This is a genomic window from Vibrio penaeicida, assembly GCF_019977755.1.
Classification (GTDB): Bacteria; Pseudomonadota; Gammaproteobacteria; order Enterobacterales; family Vibrionaceae; genus Vibrio; species Vibrio penaeicida.
The window spans coordinates 1,792,139-1,816,792 of the sequence record NZ_AP025145.1 but is presented as its reverse complement, the minus strand read 5'-3'; the positions used below and the strand labels follow the sequence as shown (position 1 = coordinate 1,816,792).

Here is a 24,654-nt window from a genome sequence, read left to right as displayed (position 1 = left end):
GATTATGACAAAGATGAAAGAACTCGATAACCAGACCAATCGTTCCAACTCAGCTCAACAGAGCTTGGTGATTGGTCTGTTCTTTAGCTGCCTCGCATTGGTAGGCAGCCTTTCTATACTGCAGAGCATCGGTTTGCTTTCCGGTGACCTGCGTTATGCTATTCAGCACTATGATCTCGCCTTTCATTTCTCTTTTGCTTTTATATTGGGATTTACAGCAACGCTCGCAAGCAAAGTAACGAGAAAACCGCTTCTGAGTTTGTTGCTGTTATTAATGCTGATTGACGAATTTTCCCAGATCTGGATTCCCAGCCGGCAATTTTCTTGGGTTGATCTCTCGTGTAATATTTTTGGGTGCCTTGGTGGTGTTTTGCTTTACCAAGTTTCATTCTTTTTTTCGAAAGATCTCAAATAGCCTAGGGTCTGTTGACCTTTCGCGGTTAAATTTTGTTCGAGTTCTATGCCTTTTAATCGCGGCGCAAGGTGTGTAGCCTAGTCATTCTAAGCAAATACCTTGCAACAAAGAGTAAAAGGTATAGAGCGGGGACGCCTAGTCGAACCCTTTGGGCAGCATTTGTGGCTTATTTCTACTGCGTTATCGCTTATTGATGTAGAGCGACTACACCGAACAAGCTCTGCCTTGTATAAATCACCCACAAATTGCTGCAAAAATCATCTCGAAAGGTCAACAGACCCTAGACTCTTACCTGCACTTCATTAACCAAGTGATACGCCTAAATACTGCCTGTTATTACCCTAATACCATTTTCTAGCATCTTGAGGTTACTTAGGTATAAACTGGCTGCATGATAAAAACGAAAAAAACAATGACATGCGGATCATTCACACTTCAGACTGGCACTTAGGTCAAAACTTCTACACCAAGAGCAGAAAAAACGAACATCAGGCTTTTTTAGACTGGCTTCTAGAGCAGATCACTGAGCATCAAGTTAACGCGCTGATTGTCGCGGGTGACATTTTTGATACGGGCTCGCCGCCAAGCTATGCTCGAGAAATGTACAACCAATTTGTTGTTGCACTGCAAAAAACGCAGTGTGCGTTGGTTGTTTTGGGTGGTAACCACGATTCTGTTTCAGTACTGAATGAAACAAAGCAGATTCTCGCTTATCTCAATACGCACGTAATCGCGAGCAGTCTTGAAGAAAATGATCAGCAAGTAATAGAACTAAAAGACGACAAGGGTGATATTGGTGCTTTACTGTGCGCTATACCTTTTTTACGGCCAAGGGATCTGGTGGTCAGTCAATCTGGTGAATCATCGATAGACAAAAAAGTAGCGTTGGCAGATGCGATTAAAACGCATTATGCGAGCGTTTATAGCCACGCACTTATTAGACAAAAAGAATTACAACGTGCAAGCTCAGATAGAGCTATCCCTATTGTTGCGACTGGGCATCTCACTGCAATGGGAGTGAAACAATCTGAATCGGTCAGGGATATTTATATAGGCAGCCTAGAAGGGTTTGCCGCAGATGGTTTTCCCCCCGCAGACTACATCGCGCTGGGGCATATTCATCGCCCCCAAATAGTGGCTAAAAAGGAACACATTCGTTATTGCGGCTCACCTATTCCGTTAAGCTTTGATGAATTGAAATCAGAGAAACAAGTATTGTTGCTGGATTTTGAACAAAATATCTCACCAACCATCACACCTATTTTTGTTCCTCGCTTCCAAGCAATGGCAACCATTTCAGGCTCTTTAGCTGAAATTGAAACTCAGCTCAATGATTACCAGTTAGATGAGCATTCGTCAAAAGAGGTTCAGAATGAACATCGGGTTGGAGATGGCTCAACGTGGGTTAGCATTGAGGTAGAAATAGACGACTATCTTTCCGATCTTCAACAGCGTATTCAGCTACTGGTTGAGAACTTACCTGTAGAAGTGCTGCAACTTAAACGCAGCCAGTCTTCACGCAGAAAGTCACTGACGCAAGAAAAGAGCGAGACGTTAGATGAGCTTAAACCAGCTGATGTGTTTGAGAAAAGGTTGGGTCAAGAGGTGTTTGAATCTGAAGAAGAGCTTGAAAGAAAGGTGCGATTACAACACACATTTTTGAAGATAGTGTCGGAAGTAGAGGAATCAATGATATGAAGATCCTCTCTTTAAGATTCAAAAACCTCAATTCGCTCAAAGGTGAGTGGAAAATAGACTTCACCCAAGCGCCCTTTAACGATAATGGGCTTTTTGCCATTACAGGCTCTACGGGGGCAGGAAAAACCACGCTTCTCGATGCTATATGCTTAGCGATTTATCACAAAACACCACGCCTTGGGTTGCTCACGCCTTCCAACAATGAAGTGATGACAAGAGGAGAAGCCGAATGCCTCTCTGAGGTTGAATTTGACGTTAAAGGGAAAGCATATCGTGCGTTTTGGAGTATGAGACGTTCCCATGGCAAATCCGACGGGAACCTACAGGCAGCCGTTGTCGAACTCGCTGAAGTTGAAAACAACAAAATCATTGCCTCACAAGCCAAAAAGAAATTAGAAGTTGTTGAGCACGTAACGGGTCTAGACTTCGATCGTTTCACTAAATCAATGATGCTTTCTCAAGGGCAATTCGCTGCGTTTCTTAATGCGAAAGAGTCAGAAAGAGCGGAGCTGCTAGAAGAGCTAACGGGTACCGAAATTTATGGCTTGATATCGGAGCGCGTTCATCAATATTGGTCAGAATCCAAACAGAAAATGGTCGCGCTAGAGTCTAAAGCGCAAGGCGTGCAGTTACTCAGTGCGGAATATTGCAGTGAATTGAAAGCGGAGCTCGATAGCTTGGCTCCCCTGCAATCCGACGCTAAATTGTCTAAACAGCAATTAGACATGAGCATCCGTTGGAAGAATGATAAAGCGAGTTTAGAAAAAGAGCTTCAAAGTGCAGAAGTTGCACTGGAAGCCGCACAGAAATCTCAATTAGAATCACAAAACGACCTTGACAAGCTCTCGTTTTCTGAGCCCGCTGAACGCCTTCAACCACTCTATTCCAAGTGTATCGAACTGCATCAGTCTCATTCGCAGCAGCAACTTGAAATCACTGGCTTAACTCGTGAAACGACGGAATTAGAAGAGGCTTTCCAATCCCTGAATCAAAAGCTTGATGAAGCCCAGCAAGCGCTCGTTAACGCCAAAAAAGAGCAGCATGATCTAGAAGATTTGATTACTCAGACGGTTTTACCGTTGGATAACCAAATGGAACAACTGGCAAACAAGATACAGACAGAGTCAAAGTCGGTGGCACAATCCGAAGCCAAACTTAATGACATGCAAGAGGAATTAAAGCGCATTGAGCTATTGGCGGTATCTCAAAGTAATGAATTGCGGAATACGGAGCTGTTTCTAAAGCAAAATGAAACGCTTGCGCAGGTTGCCCCAAACTTAGAAAAGTGGAAAGTACAAACCTCTCTTATTCAAAACCAATGGCAGGAAAGCCAACACCTAATCCAAAAGCTAAAGCAGGCAGAGTCTGAGCTCAGTGAGCATGCAAGGAAAAAGAGCCAGCTAGAATCGGAGAAGTTGCAGCTCACCCCTGCTTATCAACAGCTGAATGATGAAGAAACAAAAGCCACCGCTGCTTTTCAGGCACTTTGTCAAAATGGCACGGTCGAGAGTCTGGATTCAGAGTTGGAGCGGCTAAATCAACAGCTAATTTTGACGTTACAGCTTCAGCATAGTCAGGAGCGCTGGAGCGAGTTAAACAACGAGAAACGAAATCTCGATCAGGAACGAGATAAGCAGAAATCAGATCTCGCAGTATTGCTTACACAACGCGATAGCATGCGATCACAATACAAGTCTCAGAATCAACTGGTGCAATCCCTGCATCAGTTGGTGTCTCAAGAGGAGCATTTGGCAGTGTACCGCGCTCAATTGTCTCCGGATACCCCTTGTCCTCTGTGCGGTGGTTTAGAGCACCCTATACTGGAAAATGGTATTGAAGCACTACCTGAAACTGTGTCAAAAAAGCGTGAAGCTGAAAGACAACTCGAAGAGATTAAACAATCTGGTGAAGCACTTTCGGTTCAAGTGAGCACGTTAGAACGTCACCAAAAAGAGAACCAAGAGAAAGCCGATTCATTTCAAGTTGAGCTAGGGAAAATTGCTTCTGAGTGGTATCAGAAAGTACCAAATCTGGAAGTGCCGATCTCTATTGAAGATACAAACAGCGCATTGAATGCAGTTAAAGGTTTGGAACAAAGAATTACGTTTACCAAAACACACCTTTCACAGAATAAATCCGCATTCAAAGAGTTAGAACACACTCAAAAGCGCAAAAATGAGCTATCTGAAAAATTACAGCAATTAGATGGGCGGTTGCAGTTACTGGATAAAGACTTACAAATGTCCGAGTCAATGACCAAAGAATTACTCGCTAGATCTCAGGATTTAACTAAAGAAACACAAACAGCCGAAAACGAGTTTAAATACCAGGTTGAATCTTTAGGGCTGAGTTTTCCTTCTCAAAACACCCAACAGTGGTTTGAAGGATTGGAAAAACAAATTTCAGAGTATCAACAGTCCACTCAAAGGTTAGAAGAGTTAAAGCAGAGCATCGCGGTTACTCAAAACCACTCCGATACTTTGGCAAAGCAGAAAGCAGAATTATCGAATGAATTAAACGTCCAGCTTCAGCAAGTAAAAAATACAGAGCATGCTCTGACTGAGGTTAAGTCGAAGCGTTTTGAAGCCTTTAAAGACAAGGTGGTTACTAATGAACGAAATCAAATTCGTGAAAAAGTGACGACTCTAGATAACTTGCACAAGAGTGTTGATGGTCAGCTAAAACTGTCTCAAGAAAAACTAGCGAACGCGCTAGGCAAAAAATCGACCTTGATTACAAACTTAGATGTCACAGAAAAATCGCTTAAAGAAGCCGAAAGCTCTTGGCTAACAGCTCTGGAAACCAGCCCATTTGAGAACACAGAAGCGTACCAAACCGCGCTGTTGTCTGAGGATGAAAAAGGTAGATTAAAGGCGCTTCAACAAAGCCTTAGCCATGCTATCACGCAGTCTCAAACGTTACTTGAAAGTTGCAGAAAGAAACTGAAGGAAATGAATGAGCACGTTAATGCCCCCGAATGGGATAAAGACAGCTTAGAAGCGCTGGCTTTTAAACTAGAGGAAGTTCAGCAAGCACTGGATCTGCGAACCAAGCGGGAAGGGGAAATTAACCAAGAGTTGGCATCGGATCAGCAAAGGCGAAATGATCAGGCGGCGCTTTTTGAAGAAATAGAGAGCTATCGGGTCGTCTACGATGATATCCAGTATCTGCATTCCATGATTGGTTCCCAAAAAGGCGATAAATTCAGAAAGTTCGCACAAGGCTTAACACTCGACAACTTGATTCATCTGGCGAATAAGCAGCTCTCTCGCTTGTACGGTCGATATCAATTGCAACGCAAGCAAGGTGAAGGCTTAGAGCTCAGTGTGCTGGATTTATGGCAAGGCGACAGTGAACGCGATACGAAAACACTGTCTGGAGGCGAAAGCTTCTTGGTGAGCCTAGCATTGGCGCTGGCTTTATCCGATCTTGTGAGTCACAAGACGAGTATAGACTCATTATTCTTAGATGAAGGCTTTGGCACATTGGATGCGCAAACTTTGGATATAGCATTGGATGCTTTGGATAGCTTAAACGCGTCTGGAAAAATGATCGGTGTTATTAGCCATATTGAGGCGATGAAAGAACGTATTCCGGTTCAATTAAAAGTGTCTAAGAAAAGTGGGCTTGGCATCAGTGAGCTCGCATCCGAATATCGAGTATAAATTGGCATATTAGGGTTTAGAACAAATAATGACGAAGAAAGATATAGAGAGCGGAAAAGTTCTACAATTGGAAAATCAATTTTGCTTTCCACTTTATAGCGCTACCAATGCCGTGGTACGTGCTTATCGCCCGCTGCTTGAAAAGCTTGATCTTACCTATCCGCAATATCTGGTAATGATGGTGCTTTGGTCACAAAATGGTATTAATGTCAAAGAGCTAGGCAATAAACTCTATTTAGATTCAGGTACACTTACGCCACTACTGAAACGGCTTTCGAGCAAAGGGCTGGTGGAAAGGCGGCGAGCACAACATGACGAGCGTGTGAGAGAGCTGCATCTAACCGAGCAAGGACAAGAACTGAAGTTAGAAGCTGAAAAAGTGCCAAGTGCCATGCTGTGTGCTTTAGATATGGATCTTGAAGATTTGATTCAAATGAAGCAGCTATGTGAAAAGCTGCTCAATAAGCTCGATCGCGACTAACTTTAGGATGAACCATTAACTCAAGGATTAGCGATGAACACCATTCAGGTTGAACAACGGACAGTGACACCCTCAAAAGTACTATGTGTTGGTCGAAATTATTCAGAACATATTGCTGAGCTGAACAACAGTGTTCCAGACCAAATGGTGGTGTTCAATAAACCCAATAGTTCCATCAGTTCTACGCTCCACTCATTCCACGGTGAAACGCTTCACTACGAAGGAGAAATTTGCTTTGTGATAATGGAAGGTAAGCTTAGCTATGTTGGATTTGGGTTGGATTTAACCAAGCGAACACTTCAATCCAATCTGAAAGGCAAAGGGCTACCATGGGAGAGAGCAAAGGCATTTGATGGCAGTGCTGTATTCAGCCGATTTGTTCCTATTTCTCAGCGAGATTTACCCAATTTGACCTTAGAACTCTTCATAAACTGTGTTCGTGTTCAGTCTGGTGGCACTAAAGATATGCTCTATCCGCCGCTTCAAATTTTGGATGAGCTGCAAAGTTACACCAGTTTGGAGGATGGCGATGTCATTATGACGGGCACGCCAAAAGGAGTCGGAACCATTGAAAAGGGCGATCTCTTTTTAGCGCGCATTAAATGCCAAGATAAAACATTGATCGAAACGGAATGGGTAGCAAAATAGCACTATCCCGTTTCTGCTATCTTATGTTTCTGGATCATGCGTAATAAAGCGACGTCAGATAGGAAGTGGTGTGGAAACATCAACAAGAACGCCAGCCGGGTCTTCTAATAATAGCCTTTTTTGACCATAAAATGTGGGTTCAGGCGTTTGAAGAACAACGTAATTTTTCTGTTCAGCGGCTTTAAATACAGCGTCGACATCTTCGACGACAAGAGTAACAAATAAGCCACTAGCCGCTCCCTGATACCGAGGGGGAACCAATTCATGTTCTGCTGTGATAAGCCCCAATTCAACATTGCTTTTGGGGTGGACCAACTGGATAAACCACTCACTTTCAAAGCCTACATTAAACCCAAACAGTGTTTGATAAAATTGTTTAGATGCGAGTAAGTTGTGGGTACAAAGTGTGGTCATCAATCGATCAACAGACATCATGTTTCCTTTCAAATTGTCTACTCGGGTGTAATTCTAGCACCGAGATAAAAGAGCGAGCGTAGCGTTAGCCTACGCAAACTTTGTAACATATATCGGCTAATGAAGTAAGGGTCTCATATTAAGGAACAACCAAGTGATTATGCTCAATTATACGCAGTGCTATAAATATAAACTACTGAAATTAAAGATGTAATTAAATGCCGGACAGGGTGGTGTTATCTAAAAATTCGTGCATGAAGTCACAAATAGTCAACATTATATGTGCAAGTATGTTTTTCAACACATGAAGTGAGCGATGAAAGTTAAAAGGATGTTTACGAAAAATGCAGTAGCAATGGCTACGATATTGGTACTTTCGGGGTGCTCTAACGTACCGGAAAATAAAGTTGCAGATTTCAGCCAGTCTGCGACCAACATGCTTGAACATGTATCTGGGGTCGTTAGTGAATACAATCAGGCGAAATCTCACCGCGATCTCACCCATCTTGCGGCTAAATATAATGGTTCCTCTAAAGCAAAGCTAAATTCCGATGAGTTTGAGCCTTTAGCAACTTACCAACTTCCAGAAAATTCCCCCATTATTGCAATATCAAAAGCGCTTCTTGCTTATTCAAAAGCGCTTAATGATCTGGCTTCTGCCAATAATGAGGCTGATGCGGAGTTGGCAGCTTTGAATTTGTATCAAGCCGCAGAGTCGTCACAATGGGTTAGCCTGCCCATACCGAAAGAAAAGGAAGGGATAGCTCAAAGTGCGCTGGTGGCTCTAGTTGGGAGCTACAGTGAAGATAAAAAGCAGCGGGCGCTTAAAAAAGTCATTACAAACTCCGATGCAATTGTTTCTCAGCTTAGTCTCAGGTTAGTCGAATTGATTGAAGAACATCAAATTGGTACAGCAATCTATCTATCACGTTCATACGTTTTAAGCGAAGAAGTTCAGGATTTCAATCGAAGAGCAAACATTCGTCAGATGCCACTAAAAGCCAGCCGAGATGAGATAGAGCGATTGTATGCGCAATGGGAAGAAATGGCCGCGACACCAATTCTCGTACAGCAAACGATCAAAGCCATTGATACTTTCCGAATGAGCCACAATCAGGTGGCAGAAAGCCTCAATAGCGGAACGTTTACTAAGGCGACGTTGGTACAAACTCAAGCTAGGATGAAAGACGTCACTGCGCGATTCAATACAACAAAAGGTTTACTAGAAAACTGTGAAGAAGGTGTTGAGGTCATTGATAGTAAGCTAAGTTGCAAAGGACAAGACAAATGACGGACGCCGTTTTCAAAGAAATTCAAGCTAGTATGAAGGCGCTTAACCGCGCAGCGCAATCAGCAACCGGTGACGAACAATTCGAGATTCGAGAGCAACAGCATGAGTTGTTTATACGGCTGGATCGCTGGGTATTGGCAAAATCGGAGAAGCCTTCGAGTGAGGTTGCGATTGCCATCGAACTGCTAAAACAACAGCAAAACGTAGCGATAGAGGCCGAAGACGCTCTGGATTCTCACGCCAAACTATTGAAGATTTCCAAGAAGGTGATTGAGGCCATTGATAAAATTTTGGACGCAGTAGTTTGAGTATACCCAAGTACCTTTAGGTCACTTGGGTATCAGTTTGAATGAGTAGAGATTAAGGTCTGTTAACCCTAATCTCTATCCAACCTTTCTACATCAAAGTCACGTGGTCTATGATCGCCACAACGTTTTTATGTCCTCGAACAATGATTCTCGCTTCAAAGACCCCAGATGGAAATGACACTTTATATGAACTTAAATTATCAGTAGATGCTGGTGCATAACGATTTTTTCCCGGTCCGCCTTTTCCGTTTCCCACTCCGGAAGAGTGTGAGTACATGCCGTTGTAATTTTGCCCTGTCGGCAATCCATTTTTATGCAGTACTTTTGCGTCTTTCCATTGGCTGCCTGAGCGGTACTGGATCGCGAGCTCGCCAACTTTCTCTTGGTTATAGGATCCCAGCGATACGTTGAGTTGCTTAATCTCTCGACCACCATTGTTGGTAAATGTGATGTTGGCGTTGTCACCTCGCAGCAATAGTGTTGAGCGTCCATTAGAGTCCGTTTGATTACTGACCTTTACGCTGACGTTACCGAAGTCCTCTTCGATGTTCTTCCTCCACGGAGCAGCATTTGTTTGCGCCGAATTGGTTAGCTCGTCTTGGGTAAACGAGAGTGACAACATATTCCCAATCTGGAGTTGATTTCGAACAGACCAAGTGTGCCCAGTTACCCATTTTCCATTTACATTACTATCGATACGCCAATATAAGGCTTCATGGGCATCATTAATTGCGACCGTTTGAGTGTTTCTTGCCCCTATTTCTTGAGAGAACTTTGGATGCTTGAGGGATGGCTCATAGCCATACACCAGTTTGAAGCTGCTGGCTTTATCATGTTCCCATGTCAACGTAATGGGCTTATCGAAGAATACCGCCTGACCGTTATAAGGTGAATTCGTATAAGCAGGGTAAACTCCCTGAGCAATTTGTGTGACTTGTGCAGGAGCCAACGCATAAGTGAAAATCTGTACGTTATCGACGTCCATGTTTTTGGAGAGGAACTCCGTTGATGTTTCCCAGATACTCGGGTTTTTCTTCCCAGCATCGGAGTTTGTGGTTCTCATAAACCAAGGGCCGTAAGACTCTGTATGTAAATCTCTCCCGGAACTGTACCAATAATGTGTTCCACCAGGATAAATTCCCCCAAAATCTGCAGGCAAAGGTACATCTTCTACAAAGTGAGTCGGATTGCTGTCTAATGCCATTGGGATAGCTACGCCATCGACGTAAGTCGTCACCGTGTTTGCTTCTCGATTGATTACCCAAGTGATGACATGTGGCTTATTGTCATTCACTGTGACCGAATCCGGTGAGGCAAACGCATGAATCTCATGTGGGCGCTGGCTAAAACGTTGCTGAGTGAAGAACTGGCGAGACACCAGCGTCCATCCTAGCCCCTTAGCAGGTGATCCGTTCAGCGCAACGCGATGTTGATTGCCGTTAAAATATGACAAAGCGTAGCCGTCATCGAGTTTCCCTTGCCCTATCAATGAAAGCTCTTGGATGGTTTTGTGAAAGTCACCATTACTATCACGAGAAATAAAATCATTGTCTTGAGTGAGTACTAACGACACCGAAAAGCTGGAACGACCGGGGGCGAGCTCGTGCGGCATATAGTCACGTAGTGCCATCGTGTTGTTTTTTTCATAAACGGTATCGTATCCGCCTTCTTTTAATACTTGCTGGGTAAACCCTAAATTTGGGTACTTAGCGTTGCTGTGAAGAAGCGAAATAAATTGTTCTTTGCCCGCGAGGTTATGAACTTGGTCCACTGGGGTCGTTCTATATTTTGTTGTGTTGTAGGGTTGTAGATTGGTGTGGCGAGTAGCGTTACTTTTCTTAAAAAAGGCGACTCTAGAATCGGATATGACTTTTACATGGACTTCCGATTCGTCTTTCATCCCAGTGTCATCAATGATGGTGTAATGAAAGTGGTCGTCTCCAACAAACCCTTTAGGCGCTTGGTAGGTGACTTTACCATTGGAATCCCAAGAGATATTGCCATAGGCAAGCGAGCGCGTGTCCACACTATGAATTTTGATAGTACCTCCAGAAAGTGGACCGTTGGCATCGAAATCATTGTCCAACACATTGAGCGTGGCTTGACCATCTCGCGACACATCAATGTGATCGATATTCGCGTTAGGGCTTATAGGGGACCGCAATGCTCCAACAATCGTTCCTCGTGTTGCTGCTGGAGAAGATTTGATCACCGATATTGCATTGGTTGGGATCAGTTCAACCGCACCCATAACACTGTTGGTTTCTACCCCAATATCATGCCCCAAATTAAATGCATGACCGACTTCATGCAGCGTACACCAAGCCGATAGACTGAATTCACAGAAGCTGGTAAGCCCAGCATTTGCGCCGGAGTTTCTTGGACCAGTGAAATAGTGAAACAACGAGAATTTGCCTTTTAATGCATTTCTGAGTGCCGTTTGCTGAGCTGGTTGAGTAACACTCCCTGATTTCTGAGTGATCAAGCCACCGGGGTAACTGAAACGAATCAGCGCATCTCTTGTAAACAAATAGTCCAGTAAATTTGCTATGTAATCCATGCCGCCAATGGCTGACTCTAGATTTTTTCCGAATATTTTTGTGTAACTGTCTTCCGTTGCATGAAAAGTGATATCTGCTCTTTGTAAGTAGAAATCCTTCATACTTGGTATTGGGCTCTCTAAAGAAGGCTCAGGAAGTACATGAGAGGTTGAGATTGGTTTCAAATCTTCTGGTGACCGATTCAGCGTTGTGGATGCACTGGCAACAACCGTTGATTTTGTTTTTACGTTGAGATTCCTTATCTCCCAAGATTTGATACCACCATAAAAAACTCTGCCATAAAACTGATTATTGCCATCAACATACCCGACGATAGTCGATTCTGGTTGACCAATCACTTTGCCTCGGTAGCTGCGTACCTCAGGAATGTATTTTAGAGGTTCTATTTGGCTAGATTTGTCTGTGTTCAACACGTAAAAGGTGGCGTTTTCTTGCCTGACAGAAAATTTTTGCAGTTCCACAGTATGTGGTCGCCCAGCAACTTGAACGACAGCATTGAAAGAATAAGGCAGCAGTTCGTGATCAGAAACTTGGTGTTCTGGTTGGGTCGGTTTAGTGGGTTTTTGATTTCCTGGAGTGGTTGGCTTATTTCCATTTCCGTTAGATTGAGAAGAGGGGGGTGACTCTCCTCCACAGCCCGATACAAGACTGCTTAGTAAAAGGGTGAAAAGAAGTGTTTTTAAATGCATATTTGGGCTCAGGCATTGGGTCTGGAAGGACATTGGGTTTGTTAAGTTCTATCTCGGGTAAAAATGACGAGATAAGCAAAACGTGCTTAGGAAGAAAAATTGTATAGGAAGGGTAAGTGTCGGTTTTTTAAAGCGTTAAACAAAAAGCGGAGAACGTAAAGAAAATGGACAATACGTTTCCACTCTTATTGGGTATACACCATCACTCTTTATCTATTTGACCCAGATAAGTGTGCCAATTGTCTCTGGTGGTGTTGTACTGATATTCGCAAAAAGACTCTCTTTCCTCTCGATACTCTTTTCCTACTTCATCGAGTAAGCCAGCAAATTTTTCAGGGTCGCTACCATAAACAAGGCACAGTGTTTGAAAGTAACGCTGTAAATTAAAGCTATGCTCACCAGCATATTCGACGAGTTGGTACTTGTCTGGCTGTCCTTGTGTTTCGAAATCAAACATATCTGCGGCACTGATAGCGGCATCTGCTCCGTTTTCTACATACTCAATCATTATGATGGCGGCCAGATTATCAACTGCATCTTCCTCTTTACCTAATACGGGGATCTGCTGGTCTGCGATGTATGCGTGCCCCAGTTCGTGGATCAGGGTGTGAAGTACTGTATCTATTGCCCCTAGCTCGGGTTTCTTGCCGTATTTCTTTTGATAATCATTTTTTGCGAAATGGTGATGCGCTTCTGTGACGAAAGAGTAGGGCATTTGAACTTTATTGGTTTCGGGATCAAACAGCGGACCGTCGTCAGAACCATATTCAATCGTTAGTGTATTTTTGAAGGGAAACAGAGTGTCGCCAAATCCGACCACCAATTCGTTAACCCCGCTGTCTATGAGTAAAGATTTTACGGTCTTCTCTTCGTCATTGAGTGGCGTTAAATAGTTAAGAGTAATATTGTTCTGTGCTAATGAGGAGGCAGAAAGCAGTGCCGCAAAAAAACAGGTAGAAAATGTATATTTCATAAAGACATTCCTTCGAGGTTATGCTTCTAAAATTAGCATTGACTTTCCTAACTACGAAAGCCAATATTGCCTGCGAATTAAACAAAGGAGCCTAAAATGGCAAAGAAACGCAAAAATGCGAAGCTTGCCACTGAAAATGTGGTTGAGATGCAACACGAACACGGTAGAGGCGTGATTCAAGACAATGCGCTTAAAGCGATAGTCACCAGTGAGCTGTATAAAACCCGAGTGGTTAAAGCGAAGAAAGGAAAAGGCAGTTTTAGCCGAGGCAACAAGCATAAAGGGAAAGAGCCCTATTCAAAGCAAGCGGCATAATCGCTTTCTTCGAATAGGGCTCTTTCGTTAAAGAACGTTTTAAAGCTTTGGTATTTTTTAGCTTGGTAAACCTGTAGCTTGGCAAATCTATAGGAGCAGAATACCTATCCAGACAAGTCCTGCCAGTAACAAGGCGACAAACACCGCTGCCGACCCAATGTCTTTAGCGCGCCCGCTTAACTCATTCCATTCTGAACCAAATCGGTCTACCACAGCCTCAATGGCAGAATTGAGCAGCTCAACGATGATCACCAAAAGCACAACACTTATCATGGCAACTTGTTCTAGCGGAGTTACGGGCAAGAAAAACGTTAATGTGCTGAGAAATGCGAGTAATACCACTTCTTGACGAAAAGCCGCTTCATTTATCCACGCCGCTTTTAAACCTTTCATTGAGTAGCGTGTCGCATGCACAACGCGAGTAAGTCCGGTAGCACCAGGTTTCATTATTTTCCTACAGTGTTTTCAATACAAAGCACGCATTGTATACCTAAGTCACCTCTAGATGCTAGGTTCGGAAAGCTTGGTATAGTGTTCATCCCATATGTTTTTTAGAGAATATTTTATTCTATTTTCATAGTTTTAAATTCGTTGACAGGATTACGGCAACACTTACTCTATACGTGTGCTCTACCAATGTTGCGTTAGCGAGTTGAGCATAAGGATTGTGCAATAGAATGAGATATGGATGAATTACGATATTTTTAACGGCGATGCAGATGGCATAATCGCCCTCTTACAGCTCAGGCTGGACCAACCTAAAGACGCAGTTCTCGTTACTGGCGTTAAGCGTGACATAAAGCTCATCAGTAAAATCGATGTTCAGCAAGGTGATGACCTGACCGTTCTCGATATCTCAATGGAAAAGAACAAAGCCGATTTGTTAAATGCGCTTGAGGTCGGTACAAAGGTTTTCTACGCCGATCATCATAGACCGGGCGACATTCCTGAAGCGGATAATCTTCAAGTTCATATTGATACCGACCCAAACACTTGTACGGCTCTGATTGTTGATAAACTCTTAGCTGGGAAATACCGCTTGTGGGCTATCACCGCAGCATACGGCGATAATATGATTGCACGAGCGGATGCCCTTGCTGATCAAATTCCATTGACCAAGGCACAGAAAGAGCAATTAAAAGAGTTTGGTACGCTGGTGAATTACAATGGTTACGGTGCAGCAGTCGAAGATTTGCATTATCACCCAGCCGATTTGTTTAACGCTTTGTTGCCTTACTCGTCTCCATTTGATGCGATTCAGCAGTCGGATTCGCCTTATCACGTACTTAAATCTGCTTACGAGAATGACTTTGCTAACGCTTTAGCAGCGAACGCGACCCATAAATCGGATTTGCTAACGGTCATCCAGTTACCCGATGAGCCTTGGTCTGGAAGGATTAGTGGAGTGTTAGGGAACCATTTAGCCAATTCAACTCCGACGTCTGCTCACGCGGTTTTAACCAGTAATTCAGATGGTTCTTACACAGTTTCCCTGCGCGCACCGTTAAATAACAAACAAGGTGCTGGGCAAATTTGCAGTGAGTTTCCAACTGGGGGAGGGCGTGAAGCCGCGGCAGGGATAAACGCATTACAGCCTTCCGATTTACCGCGTTTTATTGAACGTATAGAGTCCTACTACCGTTAGGGTCCTCTGCAAGTAAAATGAAAGAAATTTGTGAATTTGTAGGTCTGTCTGTTTGAGTCAATCAACGGACAGCACCCATGAACAACCGCTATTTCACTATACTTGGGCTTAGTGCGCCAGCCCTCTTAATGTCAACATCTGTATCAGCTCAAACTTGGACACACCAAGGGCAACCAGCACAACTCGTTGAGTTGTTTACATCTGAAGGGTGTTCGAGTTGCCCGCCAGCCGATCGGTTCTTAAGTAAATTCCAATCTTCAGCAAAACTATGGGAAGAGATCATTCCAGTTGCGTTTCATGTCGACTATTGGGATTACTTGGGGTGGAAAGATGAATTCGCTCATCCTGCTTACAGTCAAAGACAGCGTTTGTATCGTGCGTATGGGTCGATCAGTTCTGTCTATACGCCTGGGTTCGTTGTTGATGGAAAAGAGTGGCGTGGATTTTTCTCACGAAGCCCGCTTCCTACAAAAAGCCAGAATGATCGCGGGGTACTCACGCTAGAAAAGAATCAAGATGACTTCTCATTAAAATACGATCAGAAAGGTAAATATACAGCGCACTTAGTTTTACTGGCTATGGATGAAAAAACAAAGATTAAAGCTGGAGAAAACAGAGGGCGAGAGTTGGAGCATGATTTTGTGGTTTTGAATAAATACCAAATGAATGCAGAACAACACTGGGACTTCCAAAATATCATGGCATCTAATAATGCGGATGCTGTCGCTGTGTGGCTGACTCAGGGGAATCAGAGTCAGCCAGTTCAAACTGTTGCGGGTTACATTCGCTGAGGTTTGTTGATCGCAGTTGGTTTAAATACAAACGATCATTTGCTATCAGTAATTATATGGGTGTGAGGGCTTGGGCGCTTTATTAATCGCGCCCATATCGCGATCACTATGATCGAGAACGCTATTCTTCCCCAAAGCACTGCATAAATGTCTGCCCCCAGCAGAAGAATTAATAAGGTATCTTCGATAATGCTGTGGCATAAGCCCAAGAAGCAGACGACGATCAATGTGTCACGTTTTGAGACCTTCCCATGCTTTACCTCATTGATCAGCAATCCAGCACCAAAGCTTAGCCCTAGCGTCATTCCAATAATAGTGATGTTGGTCGCCTCTTTTCCAATGGTGAGCCCCTTCATTAGTGGGGAGAGGGCTATATGGAGCAACCTCTCTATTCCCAGTAACCGAAGTAGTTTTAGCAAGGTCATCAATGCGGCAATAATAATGTATATCGATATTAACATTTGGCTCTGGTCTAGAACCCATTGGGACCAACTGTGACCAATAGGATCAGGTTTCCAGAGTAATGAAACAGGGGATTGCTGCCATCCGCCGATTTGGTATGTGATATGAGCAATCCATCCAATCACTAAGCCACCGCCCACTCGAAATGAGAGCGTTATCCACCATGGGACTCCTGTCGCTTTTGCTACCGCACCTTCAATGGGTAACGAATGCGCGAACAATATTAGCAGCCCAAGAACCGAGATTTGTGCACCTGTAAAGCTTGATTGGCTCGCAATGTCGTAGAAAACCGCCATAGCAGTGTAGATATTGGTGAGAATGGCGACTGCCCAAACTAATCCCCACTCTTGAGGAAGCCCTAACACTTCCATTATTGGCGAAAGTGCTGAAGCTAGATATTGCGTCCCGCCAATCGTATCTAACACTCTCACAACGATGAGAGTAGGTACCATTATTTTTAGTAGCGTCCAATAAACATGGTTTATGTCTTTTATTAGGTTAACGCCTCCTTTCCAAATGGCTTTCATAGGCACTCCTCATTCATTATCGTAAGTTATTTGGCTGTCTCTATTTTATTCCAAGAGGCGGAAAATAATTTTAGTTTTAAGAGGGAAATGTTTTCATAAATTTCTTTTTCTATCTTATTTCATTAATAATGTTTCAAGAAGTTAAAATGACTGCACAATCAAAGTGTTGAGGGGGCGTAATTTTTGAAGCATAAACTGCACCAACATACGAGACTTTTGGGCTAAATTGGACGTGAATTCCATAACGAAAGTTAAAAAGTGAAACGCCATTCCTTGAGTAAACTTAAGTGCTAGATTGTTTGGGGGCGAGCAGACCCTGTTTCGTAATTTAAGCGATAGTGAGCCGCATATCTTTAGAAGCCAAGGCTCACCATAAGCGGTTATCGAAGTGAAAATTTAGTAAGGTAAGTATGTTTTTAGATAAGTTAGACAAAGCCATTTTAAGGCGTTTACAGGAAGACAGCTCGGTCACTAATGTCGAACTGTCGGAGTCTGTTGGGCTCTCAGCTCCCGCTTGTTTTAAAAGAGTGAAACGGCTTAAAGAAGAAGGAGTGATCAGCAAGGAAGTGGCTTTGATCAACCATCAGAAGCTTGGTCCTATGATTCATATGGTTGTGGAAGTCATCATGGAGCGAGACCGACTGGAGTTGAACCGCGCGTTCATCGATAAAGTAAACAAGTCGATGGCAGTAAAAGAGTGCTATAAGGTGACGGGCGAGGTCGATTTTGTATTAATTGTTGATTCTCCCACAATGGAGAGCTATGAATCACTTTGCGATGAGTTGCTGTATTCCAATCCAAACGTGAAGAACTTTCGAACTTTGATCTCCATGAACAAGGTAAAATACGACACGAGAATTCAAATATTCGATTAATGCTTGTTCATGTTGATTTAAAATCAAGCAACCAGTTGAGTTTCTAAGAAAAAAGTGACCTTTAGGGGTTCCAATTCTCAATGCTTGTGGCAATATAGAACTCGTTCCACGATGATGCGTGCATCGTATAATGGCTATTACCTCAGCCTTCCAAGCTGATGATGCGGGTTCGATTCCCGCTGCACGCTCCACCCTTTCGTACTGCTTAAATCTCTTATACTTCCCTTTAGATACCAATAATCAATACCCAGCTTTATCTTTATAGAATTTTCGTGATTAAAAGAGCGTACTCCTTCACCTTGCTTTTCTCAGGTATGCCTTAATTTAAGAACTCACCGGACTCCGTGTACGTTTCGATAGAAGTGCTAAACATCCACTCACCATCCATCTGTTTGTATGTCTCTATAAGTGTTATTTTCCCTACAGCGTTCCGTTTGTCTGCCACTGTATACACTTCTTTTGTGTTACCAATGCAATGAACTTGAATCGATAACGTAATTAAGGGTGAGTTGTGGCGCTGTATGAAGTCTGTTTGGGTGCGGGTTAGGTTTAAAAAGTCTTGATTCATATGCTGTTTTTATTCCTTCGATGTCGCTCAAAGTTGTTTATTGTTTTTGAGTACTCTAACCAACAATACAGACTGCATGCCTTCTAAAGGCGTTTGCTCTGTGTTGTTAAGCTAGAGGTTATGCGTTGTGCATGCAATTTACCCAGTAGCTTATATGACATCTAGGTGGTCAATGTTTCATTATGTAATTCATATTTCCAATTACTTTATGATTAATAATATGTCATTGAATTTATTTGATTAATATATTTTTCGATGTTACATATAACTTTCGCAACCCATTCTTATACGTGAAACAAGTTTATTTTAAGGCTCAATTGTTTGAGTTTGAAGATTGAATGTAGTTGTGCTGAGTTAATCAATAGAATGCTTGTTTTCAGAATTGATAGGAAGCGGAAAGCATCAAGCTGTTGATACGTCCTTTGCCATTAAATTGCGTCTGCGCACTGAAAAACGTGGATGTAAAGTCTTGTTTGGTGTACTCAATTCCCAGCAAGATTCTCTTGATTTGGTATCTAACTCCAACTCCAAACCCCAAAGATGCACCATGGCTGTACATGTCGATTGACCCTGAATGAAGCGGGTTACTTCCTTGAATGGTCCCAAAGGCAAACCCAAGCCCGGCTTTACCGTAAAGCTGTATGTTTTGCATTGGGATATAAGTGAATACTGGAGAAAGTGAAAAAGTATTCAACACCACATCACTTTGCATCTTACTTCCTGCAAAATCGACGGCTTCTCCACTTTCGGAAAATTGTTCCATTCCCATTTCAAATCCAATGAGAGTATGCGCACTACCCGTATATTCATTGGTTTGGAATGTAATACCAAGACCGAGTATTGTTCCTTCCAAATTTTCAACGCTGTTCACGGCGGACAGGTTCGCTTTTCCGATCTTAACATTCAGCATCAGATCATTAATTTTTTCGTAAGCATTCGTTTGAAACGGCATTGCAAGGAGCAAAAATGGAAGGTAGAACTTAGTCATATTTTTTGTGAAGGCATCGTTTAAGAGGCGAACATTTTACGATGAATGTCACATTATTGAGTGGTAGATTAGTAAGTAAGTGTAAGTGCGAAGGGGAAATAAGAAAGGCGGCATTTTTGCCGCCTTTATAGATGATACTAGCGTGAGCTTACACTTGGCTTGTTTCTTCTCTGGCTTCTAATTCACAATCTTCTGCAATGAAACCACCAGTTTGGTGTGCCCAAAGTTGTGCATAAATACCATCAGACCGAACAAGCTCTTGGTGAGTACCTTGTTCAACGATATTACCTTTGTCCAAAACAATTAAGCGATCCATGGCCGCAATGGTTGAGAGACGGTGTGCAATGGCAATAACCGTTTTCCCTTCCATAAGCTCATTCAAGCTATGCTGAATTGCCGCTTCAACCTCAGAATCGAGTGCCGACGTTGCTTCGTCCATAATAAGCAGAGGCGCATCTTTTAGTAGTACACGTGATATAGCAATGCGCTGTCTTTGCCCGCCGGACAGTTTCACACCTCTTTCGCCGACTTGAGCATCATAACCAACATTACCAAATGGGTCGGTTAACGTATCGATGAACTCATGAGCTTGAGCTTGTCTCGTTGCATTGATCATGTCTTCTTCAGATGCGTCGGGGTTGCCATATAAAATGTTGTCCCGAATCGAGCGGTGTAGAAGCGAAGTGTCTTGCGTGACCATGCCAATTTTAGCTCGAAGTGAATCTTGAGTGACCTCAGATATGTTCTGGCCATCGATCTTGATACTGCCACCTTCAACATCGTGGAAGCGAAGTAGGAGGTTAACCAATGTGGATTTACCTGCGCCAGAGCGTCCGACTAATCCGACTTTCTCGCCAGGTTTTATGTCGAGGTTAAGGTTGTCGATGACACCTTTGTTTTCACCGTAGTGGAAACTGACATTATCAAAGCTGATGCCACCATGTTCTACACTGAGATCTTTAGCGTCTTTTTTATCTTCAATGGCTATTGGTTTTGATAGCGTATTAGCACCATCGACTACCGTACCCATGTTTTCAAACAACGCCGTCACTTCCCACATGATCCACATCGACATGCCATTGATGCGCAACGCCAGTGCTATAGCAATGGCTATCGCACCAACACTGATGGCATTATCCATCCAAAGGAATATAGACATGCTGGCTACAGCAAATACCATGATGTAGTTAGAGATCTCAACACACACATCGAAGCCCGTTACCAAGCGCATTTGGCGGTGCACGGTGTCTAGGAACCCTTTCATACCTTCCTCGGCATACTCGGTTTCCCGCTTACTGTGTGAAAACAGCTTCACCGTGGCGATGTTTGTATAGCTGTCAACAATTCTACCTGTCATTGTAGAACGCGCATCAGCTTGTTCTGCAGCGACTTTCTTTAAGCGCGGGACAAAGTAAACTTGAATACTCACGTATGCCGTTAACCAAGCTAGCATTGGGATCATTAACCGCCAGTCAGCTTGTGCAAGAATGACCACTATCGATGTGAAGTAAACCAAAACGTAAACAAAAACATCGCACGTTTTCATTACGGTTTCTCTTACGGCGAGCGATGTTTGCATCACCTTCGTTGCTACGCGACCTGCAAAATCGTCCTGATAGAAAGAGAGGCTTTGTTTCAGCAGATATCGGTGGGCTAGCCAACGAATGGACATTGGGTAGTTGCCCAACATAGTTTGGTGAATAAGTAATGAATACACCAAAACAAGAATAGGCATAGCAACGAGCAGCAAAAAGCCAAACCAAAGTAGGGTGTCTTTGTTTTCCTGCCAAAAGGTCTCTGGGTTACTTTGACTGAGTAGATCGACAAGTTGCCCCATAAAGCCGAATAGAGAGACTTCAATAACGGCAACTAAGGTGGCGAAAATGGCCATGATGACCAGTGGGATTTCGTACCCTCTCGTATAATGACGACAAAAAGCGAAAATGCCTTTTGGTGGTTGTTCGGGCTCATCCTTGGGAAAAGCCTTCGTAAAGCTTTCGAACAGTTTGAACATATATCCTTCCTAATAGAATACGTCCCGCTGCCAACATTGGGCAGTGGGCTTATTAGCGCAACTGATTAATTTGTTTAATTTTAAGGTGATCGATTCAAAGAGGAGAGGAGCTCTTCTATTCGAACCTTAACTACTAAAGAGTTCTCAAGGTAAAGGCTTGAAGTAGTTAAGGAAAAAACAGATGTTCTCTGTACACAAGAGAATATCCGAGCCGTTTACTCTACACCAACATTAGTGAAATGTAATCAACTTAATGCATTGATATTTTAGTGATGATGAAATTAATTTGTTATTAATCAATATCGTTACTTGGACATCGTATTTTGTAGGTGAACAGCTTAATGTTTTGTTTTAACTAAGTATTAAAATGAAGTGAAACTATTCGACTATTTATAGATTATCGGATGAATATGTCGACGATGTTAATCTTGTTAGCTTAATATGTGATCCCGATAAGTGTTCAGTGATATTTGCGGTATATCTGGATTATTGCAGTTAATTGCTGGCTTCCAATTTCTCAAAATGAGGTCATTACAGTGAAATAACGGTTAACATTGTGTTTACAATTCAAAGGTGTTCCAATCAAAGTTGTCAGGGAAAATATGTTTAATTCTCCTAATCAAAATGTCGACTCTCTGTTGTACAGTGAGCAAGGTGTCCAGAATGCAAACTGTGTTGTTATGGTCCCACCGAAAGAATTTGCGTTTAATGCGCAAACAGCAGCGGATAATGAATTTCAACACGCAGTAGACGAATCAACAGAAGTTATTCGTGAAAAAGCGATGTCAGAATTCAAATTGATGGCAAAAACATTACGCCAGAATGGTATTCAAGTCGTCGAATTTGATTACCCTGAATCGATGATTGAAACACCTGATGCCGTTTTTCCTAATAACTGGTTCAGTACGACTCGAAATGGCGAATTTTTTACTTTTCCTATGGCGTGTGAAAACCGAAGACACGAAGTTAGAACAGAAGCACTTGTACAGGCGCTTGAAAAAGCGGGTAGAAACGTTCGTTCTACAAACGACAGCCTTTTAAGTTATACAAATAAAGAAGCGTATTTGGAAAGTACGGGAGTGATGGTCAAAGATCATGTTAACCGAACTCTTTATGCTGCTTTATCTCAGCGTTGTGACCGAGAAGTTCTCGAAGATTACGCCAAGCAAATTGGTTACGACCGAGTGATCAGTTTTCAAACAGCACTACCTGAAACAGGTCACCCAATTTATCACACCAACGTGATGATGGCGGTGGGTGAATCATTTTGTGTTATTTGTGATGAGGTTATTCCAGAGTACGAGAGACGCTTCGTACTGAAATCGCTAGCAAAAGACCGCCAAGTAATCAGTATAAGCATTGAACAAATGAACAAGTTCTGCGGCAATATCTTGGAATTGCAGTCGGTTAATGGTGATAAGATAATTGCCATGTCACAGTCTGCATTCAATGCATTTAGCGAGACTCAAAGAAAGCAGCTTGCTCAACATGGCAAACTGCTTCCATTTGATGTGGGAACCATCGAGACAATTGGTGGTGGTAGTGTGCGGTGTATGCTAGGAGAAATTTTCCTTTCTCCACGAGTTGCCACGCTTTAACGCTAAGCGGCTTTCATCACTACTTGGTTTTTCCCAGCATTTTTTGCTCGGCACAATGCAAGATCAGCTCTTTCTAACGATGAGTGTTGATCTTGCTCTGTTTTAGTTAGCCCAATACTGACCGTTACGTTCAATTCCTTATCTTCATACATAAAATCAATATTTTCTATTTCATCTCTCAGGTGTTCTATTCGTTCAAATGCCTCTTGTGCGGTAGTTGCATCAAACAATATACAAAACTCTTCACCTCCGAATCGAGCAACGCTGATAACCGTTGGAGCAGGGAACAGTGAGCTCATTGTTTTTGCCACTTCAGTGATGATCTGATCGCCGCATAGATGTCCATTCCTATCATTGATAGCCTTAAAGTCATCAATGTCGATAAACGCTAGGTAGCGATTGGAATGCTCGACGGGTTGGTTCAGGCGAGAATAAAAGTACTGCTTATTGTCTAGCTGAGTCATGCCGTCTTTGTTTTTGAGCTGATGATTAAGAAATAAGTTAGATAAAGAAACTTGAGCGAAATCTCTAACAAGAAGTATTAGGGTGCGATAAGTAGGAATAGCGCAAGAAAGGTAGACAACACCGAGTAATTTTTCTCGAACTATGAGTGGGATAGTGTAATGGCGCGAATGTATTTTTAACGTTTGAGCCAGTTCATCGCCATGCTTTCCTAATGTGTAGCTCAGGTTTTTTTGGTGGGTTAACCTGTCCGCTAAATGCTTGTTCTGCAATATCGCGTTTAAATTCCCGTGATAATCGATCGTGGAAAAGGTGTGTTGCTGCTGGTCATATAGGCAAAGCTGAAGTCCGTTGTGGCTAAAGAACCGACGAAATATGGTTTTGAGTTGGTTTTTGAACGTCAAAAGATCCGGCGCTCTATTTAATTTTTCGAGCTCTTGGTTTAACTGCAATGTAATGTAGTTCACCGCCACCGTTAAAAACAATAAAGAACAAAACATGATTGCTGTAAGGCTAATTTGATAAGAACTGGCGAGAATGTCTGCTTGCCCGGTACCAGAAACAAATACCCACCCTAAATCGTTGTCAGCATCAAATACTGAAATTTTATTGTCATCCTTATAATAGTATTCAATGGTTCCAAACCGAACGCCATTGTCTACTTGCTCTTCAATTCCCGCGCTGTAGCTGATTGAGCGGGTTCCAACACGTTGTGGATCTGGGTGAAATACCAACCGCTTTTCGGTGGCATCGACAACAAAGACGTAGCCGCTTTCTAAGGTTTTGAGATCTTTAAAATGCTGTGTCGTGTAAAAGAGGTCGAATTCAATCCACATATTAAAAAGCAGTTTAGGGTTGGAGTGTTTGACCGCAAAAACCCAGTGACTAGGCTCTTTTTCATAGATAGAAGAAACGTAAAATTTGTCACCGTAGCTATGCAGCCTTTTCCAACTTAAGTTTTTAACTGAGCTTTTTGTTAAAGAAGTTCCACGATAAGAACGGTAGTTATCTTTTGATTCAGAATGAAGAATAATATCGGAGTAGATAGGGGTCTCTAGCAAGATCTGTTGAACCATTTCCTGATAAGATCCAAAGCCTTTTTCAAGCCATGTCTGCTCTAATATGTAGAACTTGCTCACCGTTGATTCTAAATGAGCATGTATTAGCGAACTTGCAGTTCGAATATTTGCCTGTGATTGTTGATATGCTTGGGTTTCTGTCTCCTTAAGTTCTTGATATGCCATATATAACATTCCAATTATCAGT

21 protein-coding genes and 1 tRNA gene are annotated in these 24,654 nt (G+C 42.7%); 13 read left to right on the top strand and 9 right to left on the bottom strand.

The window, feature by feature from the left end; translation table 11 throughout:
- Positions 1-4 precede the first annotated feature (4 nt).
- The 5 genes from LDO37_RS26475 to LDO37_RS26455 all read left to right on the top strand — a co-directional run bounded on the left by LDO37_RS26475 (position 5) and on the right by LDO37_RS26455 (position 6,907).
- Complete coding sequence (locus tag LDO37_RS26475; protein WP_126610373.1) at positions 5-415, top strand: VanZ family protein; 411 nt, start codon at positions 5-7, stop codon at positions 413-415.
- Positions 416-832: 417 nt separating this feature from the next.
- Positions 833-2,113, top strand: coding sequence for an exonuclease subunit SbcD (sbcD, locus tag LDO37_RS26470; RefSeq protein WP_126610372.1), 1,281 nt, complete (start codon positions 833-835; stop codon positions 2,111-2,113).
- Positions 2,110-5,778 (top strand): AAA family ATPase, encoded by a 3,669-nt coding sequence (locus LDO37_RS26465; RefSeq protein WP_126610370.1) that lies wholly within the window; start codon positions 2,110-2,112, stop codon positions 5,776-5,778. The genes sbcD and LDO37_RS26465 overlap by 4 nt, the downstream gene beginning before the upstream one ends.
- Before the next feature lie 28 nt (positions 5,779-5,806).
- Entirely contained in the window at positions 5,807-6,259 is a 453-nt protein-coding gene (locus LDO37_RS26460) for a MarR family winged helix-turn-helix transcriptional regulator (RefSeq protein ID WP_126610368.1), read from the top strand.
- A 33-nt stretch (positions 6,260-6,292) separates the two neighbouring features.
- On the top strand, positions 6,293-6,907 hold the full coding sequence (locus LDO37_RS26455) for a fumarylacetoacetate hydrolase family protein (RefSeq protein WP_126610367.1): 615 nt from the start codon (positions 6,293-6,295) through the stop codon (positions 6,905-6,907).
- 54 nt (positions 6,908-6,961) lie between these two features.
- Here the strand turns inward: LDO37_RS26455 and LDO37_RS26450 are convergent, their stop codons facing one another.
- Positions 6,962-7,339 carry a VOC family protein gene (locus LDO37_RS26450; protein ID WP_167404888.1) on the bottom strand — a complete coding sequence of 126 codons (378 nt, stop codon included), beginning with the start codon at positions 7,337-7,339 and terminating at the stop codon, positions 6,962-6,964.
- A 298-nt stretch (positions 7,340-7,637) separates the two neighbouring features.
- Between LDO37_RS26450 and LDO37_RS26445 the strand changes: the two genes are divergently transcribed.
- Positions 7,638-8,612, top strand: a complete 975-nt coding sequence (locus LDO37_RS26445) for a hypothetical protein (RefSeq protein WP_126610365.1) — start codon at positions 7,638-7,640, stop codon at positions 8,610-8,612.
- Complete coding sequence (locus LDO37_RS26440; RefSeq protein ID WP_126610364.1) at positions 8,609-8,920, top strand: hypothetical protein; 312 nt, start codon at positions 8,609-8,611, stop codon at positions 8,918-8,920. Before LDO37_RS26445 ends, LDO37_RS26440 begins: the two co-directional genes overlap by 4 nt.
- Before the next feature lie 88 nt (positions 8,921-9,008).
- Here the strand turns inward: LDO37_RS26440 and LDO37_RS26435 are convergent, their stop codons facing one another.
- Entirely contained in the window at positions 9,009-12,170 is a 3,162-nt protein-coding gene (locus tag LDO37_RS26435; protein ID WP_126610362.1) for an Ig-like domain-containing protein, read from the bottom strand.
- A 202-nt stretch (positions 12,171-12,372) separates the two neighbouring features.
- On the bottom strand, positions 12,373-13,143 hold the full coding sequence (locus LDO37_RS26430; protein WP_126610360.1) for a DUF4344 domain-containing metallopeptidase: 771 nt from the start codon (positions 13,141-13,143) through the stop codon (positions 12,373-12,375).
- Positions 13,144-13,290: 147 nt separating this feature from the next.
- Here LDO37_RS26430 and LDO37_RS26425 point away from each other — a divergent pair, with 147 nt between their 5' ends.
- Positions 13,291-13,458, top strand: coding sequence for an alternative ribosome-rescue factor A (locus tag LDO37_RS26425; RefSeq protein WP_370693391.1), 168 nt, complete (start codon positions 13,291-13,293; stop codon positions 13,456-13,458).
- Positions 13,459-13,545: 87 nt separating this feature from the next.
- Here LDO37_RS26425 and LDO37_RS26420 read toward each other — a convergent pair whose 3' ends face one another.
- Positions 13,546-13,905 carry a diacylglycerol kinase gene (locus LDO37_RS26420; RefSeq protein WP_126610358.1) on the bottom strand — a complete coding sequence of 120 codons (360 nt, stop codon included), beginning with the start codon at positions 13,903-13,905 and terminating at the stop codon, positions 13,546-13,548.
- A 241-nt stretch (positions 13,906-14,146) separates the two neighbouring features.
- Between LDO37_RS26420 and LDO37_RS26415 the strand changes: the two genes are divergently transcribed.
- Entirely contained in the window at positions 14,147-15,103 is a 957-nt protein-coding gene (locus LDO37_RS26415; protein WP_126610356.1) for a DHH family phosphoesterase, read from the top strand.
- Positions 15,104-15,231: 128 nt separating this feature from the next.
- Positions 15,232-15,894 carry a DUF1223 domain-containing protein gene (locus tag LDO37_RS26410; RefSeq protein WP_399482030.1) on the top strand — a complete coding sequence of 221 codons (663 nt, stop codon included), beginning with the start codon at positions 15,232-15,234 and terminating at the stop codon, positions 15,892-15,894.
- 35 nt (positions 15,895-15,929) lie between these two features.
- Here the strand turns inward: LDO37_RS26410 and LDO37_RS26405 are convergent, their stop codons facing one another.
- Positions 15,930-16,883, bottom strand: coding sequence for a nucleoside recognition domain-containing protein (locus LDO37_RS26405; RefSeq protein ID WP_126610353.1), 954 nt, complete (start codon positions 16,881-16,883; stop codon positions 15,930-15,932).
- Between the two features lie 410 nt (positions 16,884-17,293).
- Between LDO37_RS26405 and LDO37_RS26400 the strand changes: the two genes are divergently transcribed.
- Complete coding sequence (locus LDO37_RS26400) at positions 17,294-17,758, top strand: Lrp/AsnC family transcriptional regulator (protein ID WP_126608360.1); 465 nt, start codon at positions 17,294-17,296, stop codon at positions 17,756-17,758.
- 116 nt (positions 17,759-17,874) lie between these two features.
- Positions 17,875-17,949, top strand: a tRNA-Gly gene (locus tag LDO37_RS26395).
- Positions 17,950-18,077: 128 nt separating this feature from the next.
- Here LDO37_RS26395 and LDO37_RS26390 read toward each other — a convergent pair.
- The 3 genes from LDO37_RS26390 to LDO37_RS26380 form a co-directional block, all read right to left on the bottom strand.
- Entirely contained in the window at positions 18,078-18,326 is a 249-nt protein-coding gene (locus tag LDO37_RS26390) for a hypothetical protein (protein ID WP_126608361.1), read from the bottom strand.
- Positions 18,327-18,702: 376 nt separating this feature from the next.
- Positions 18,703-19,314 carry an outer membrane protein gene (locus LDO37_RS26385; protein ID WP_126606480.1) on the bottom strand — a complete coding sequence of 204 codons (612 nt, stop codon included), beginning with the start codon at positions 19,312-19,314 and terminating at the stop codon, positions 18,703-18,705.
- A gap of 148 nt (positions 19,315-19,462) precedes the next feature.
- Complete coding sequence (locus tag LDO37_RS26380; protein WP_126606481.1) at positions 19,463-21,328, bottom strand: ABC transporter ATP-binding protein; 1,866 nt, start codon at positions 21,326-21,328, stop codon at positions 19,463-19,465.
- 602 nt (positions 21,329-21,930) lie between these two features.
- Here LDO37_RS26380 and LDO37_RS26375 point away from each other — a divergent pair.
- On the top strand, positions 21,931-22,926 hold the full coding sequence (locus tag LDO37_RS26375) for an arginine deiminase-related protein (RefSeq protein ID WP_126610238.1): 996 nt from the start codon (positions 21,931-21,933) through the stop codon (positions 22,924-22,926).
- A gap of 2 nt (positions 22,927-22,928) precedes the next feature.
- On the opposite strand, the gene LDO37_RS26370 is transcribed toward LDO37_RS26375, so the two are convergent.
- Positions 22,929-24,632, bottom strand: coding sequence for a sensor domain-containing diguanylate cyclase (locus LDO37_RS26370; protein WP_224055623.1), 1,704 nt, complete (start codon positions 24,630-24,632; stop codon positions 22,929-22,931).
- Positions 24,633-24,654 lie beyond the last annotated feature (22 nt).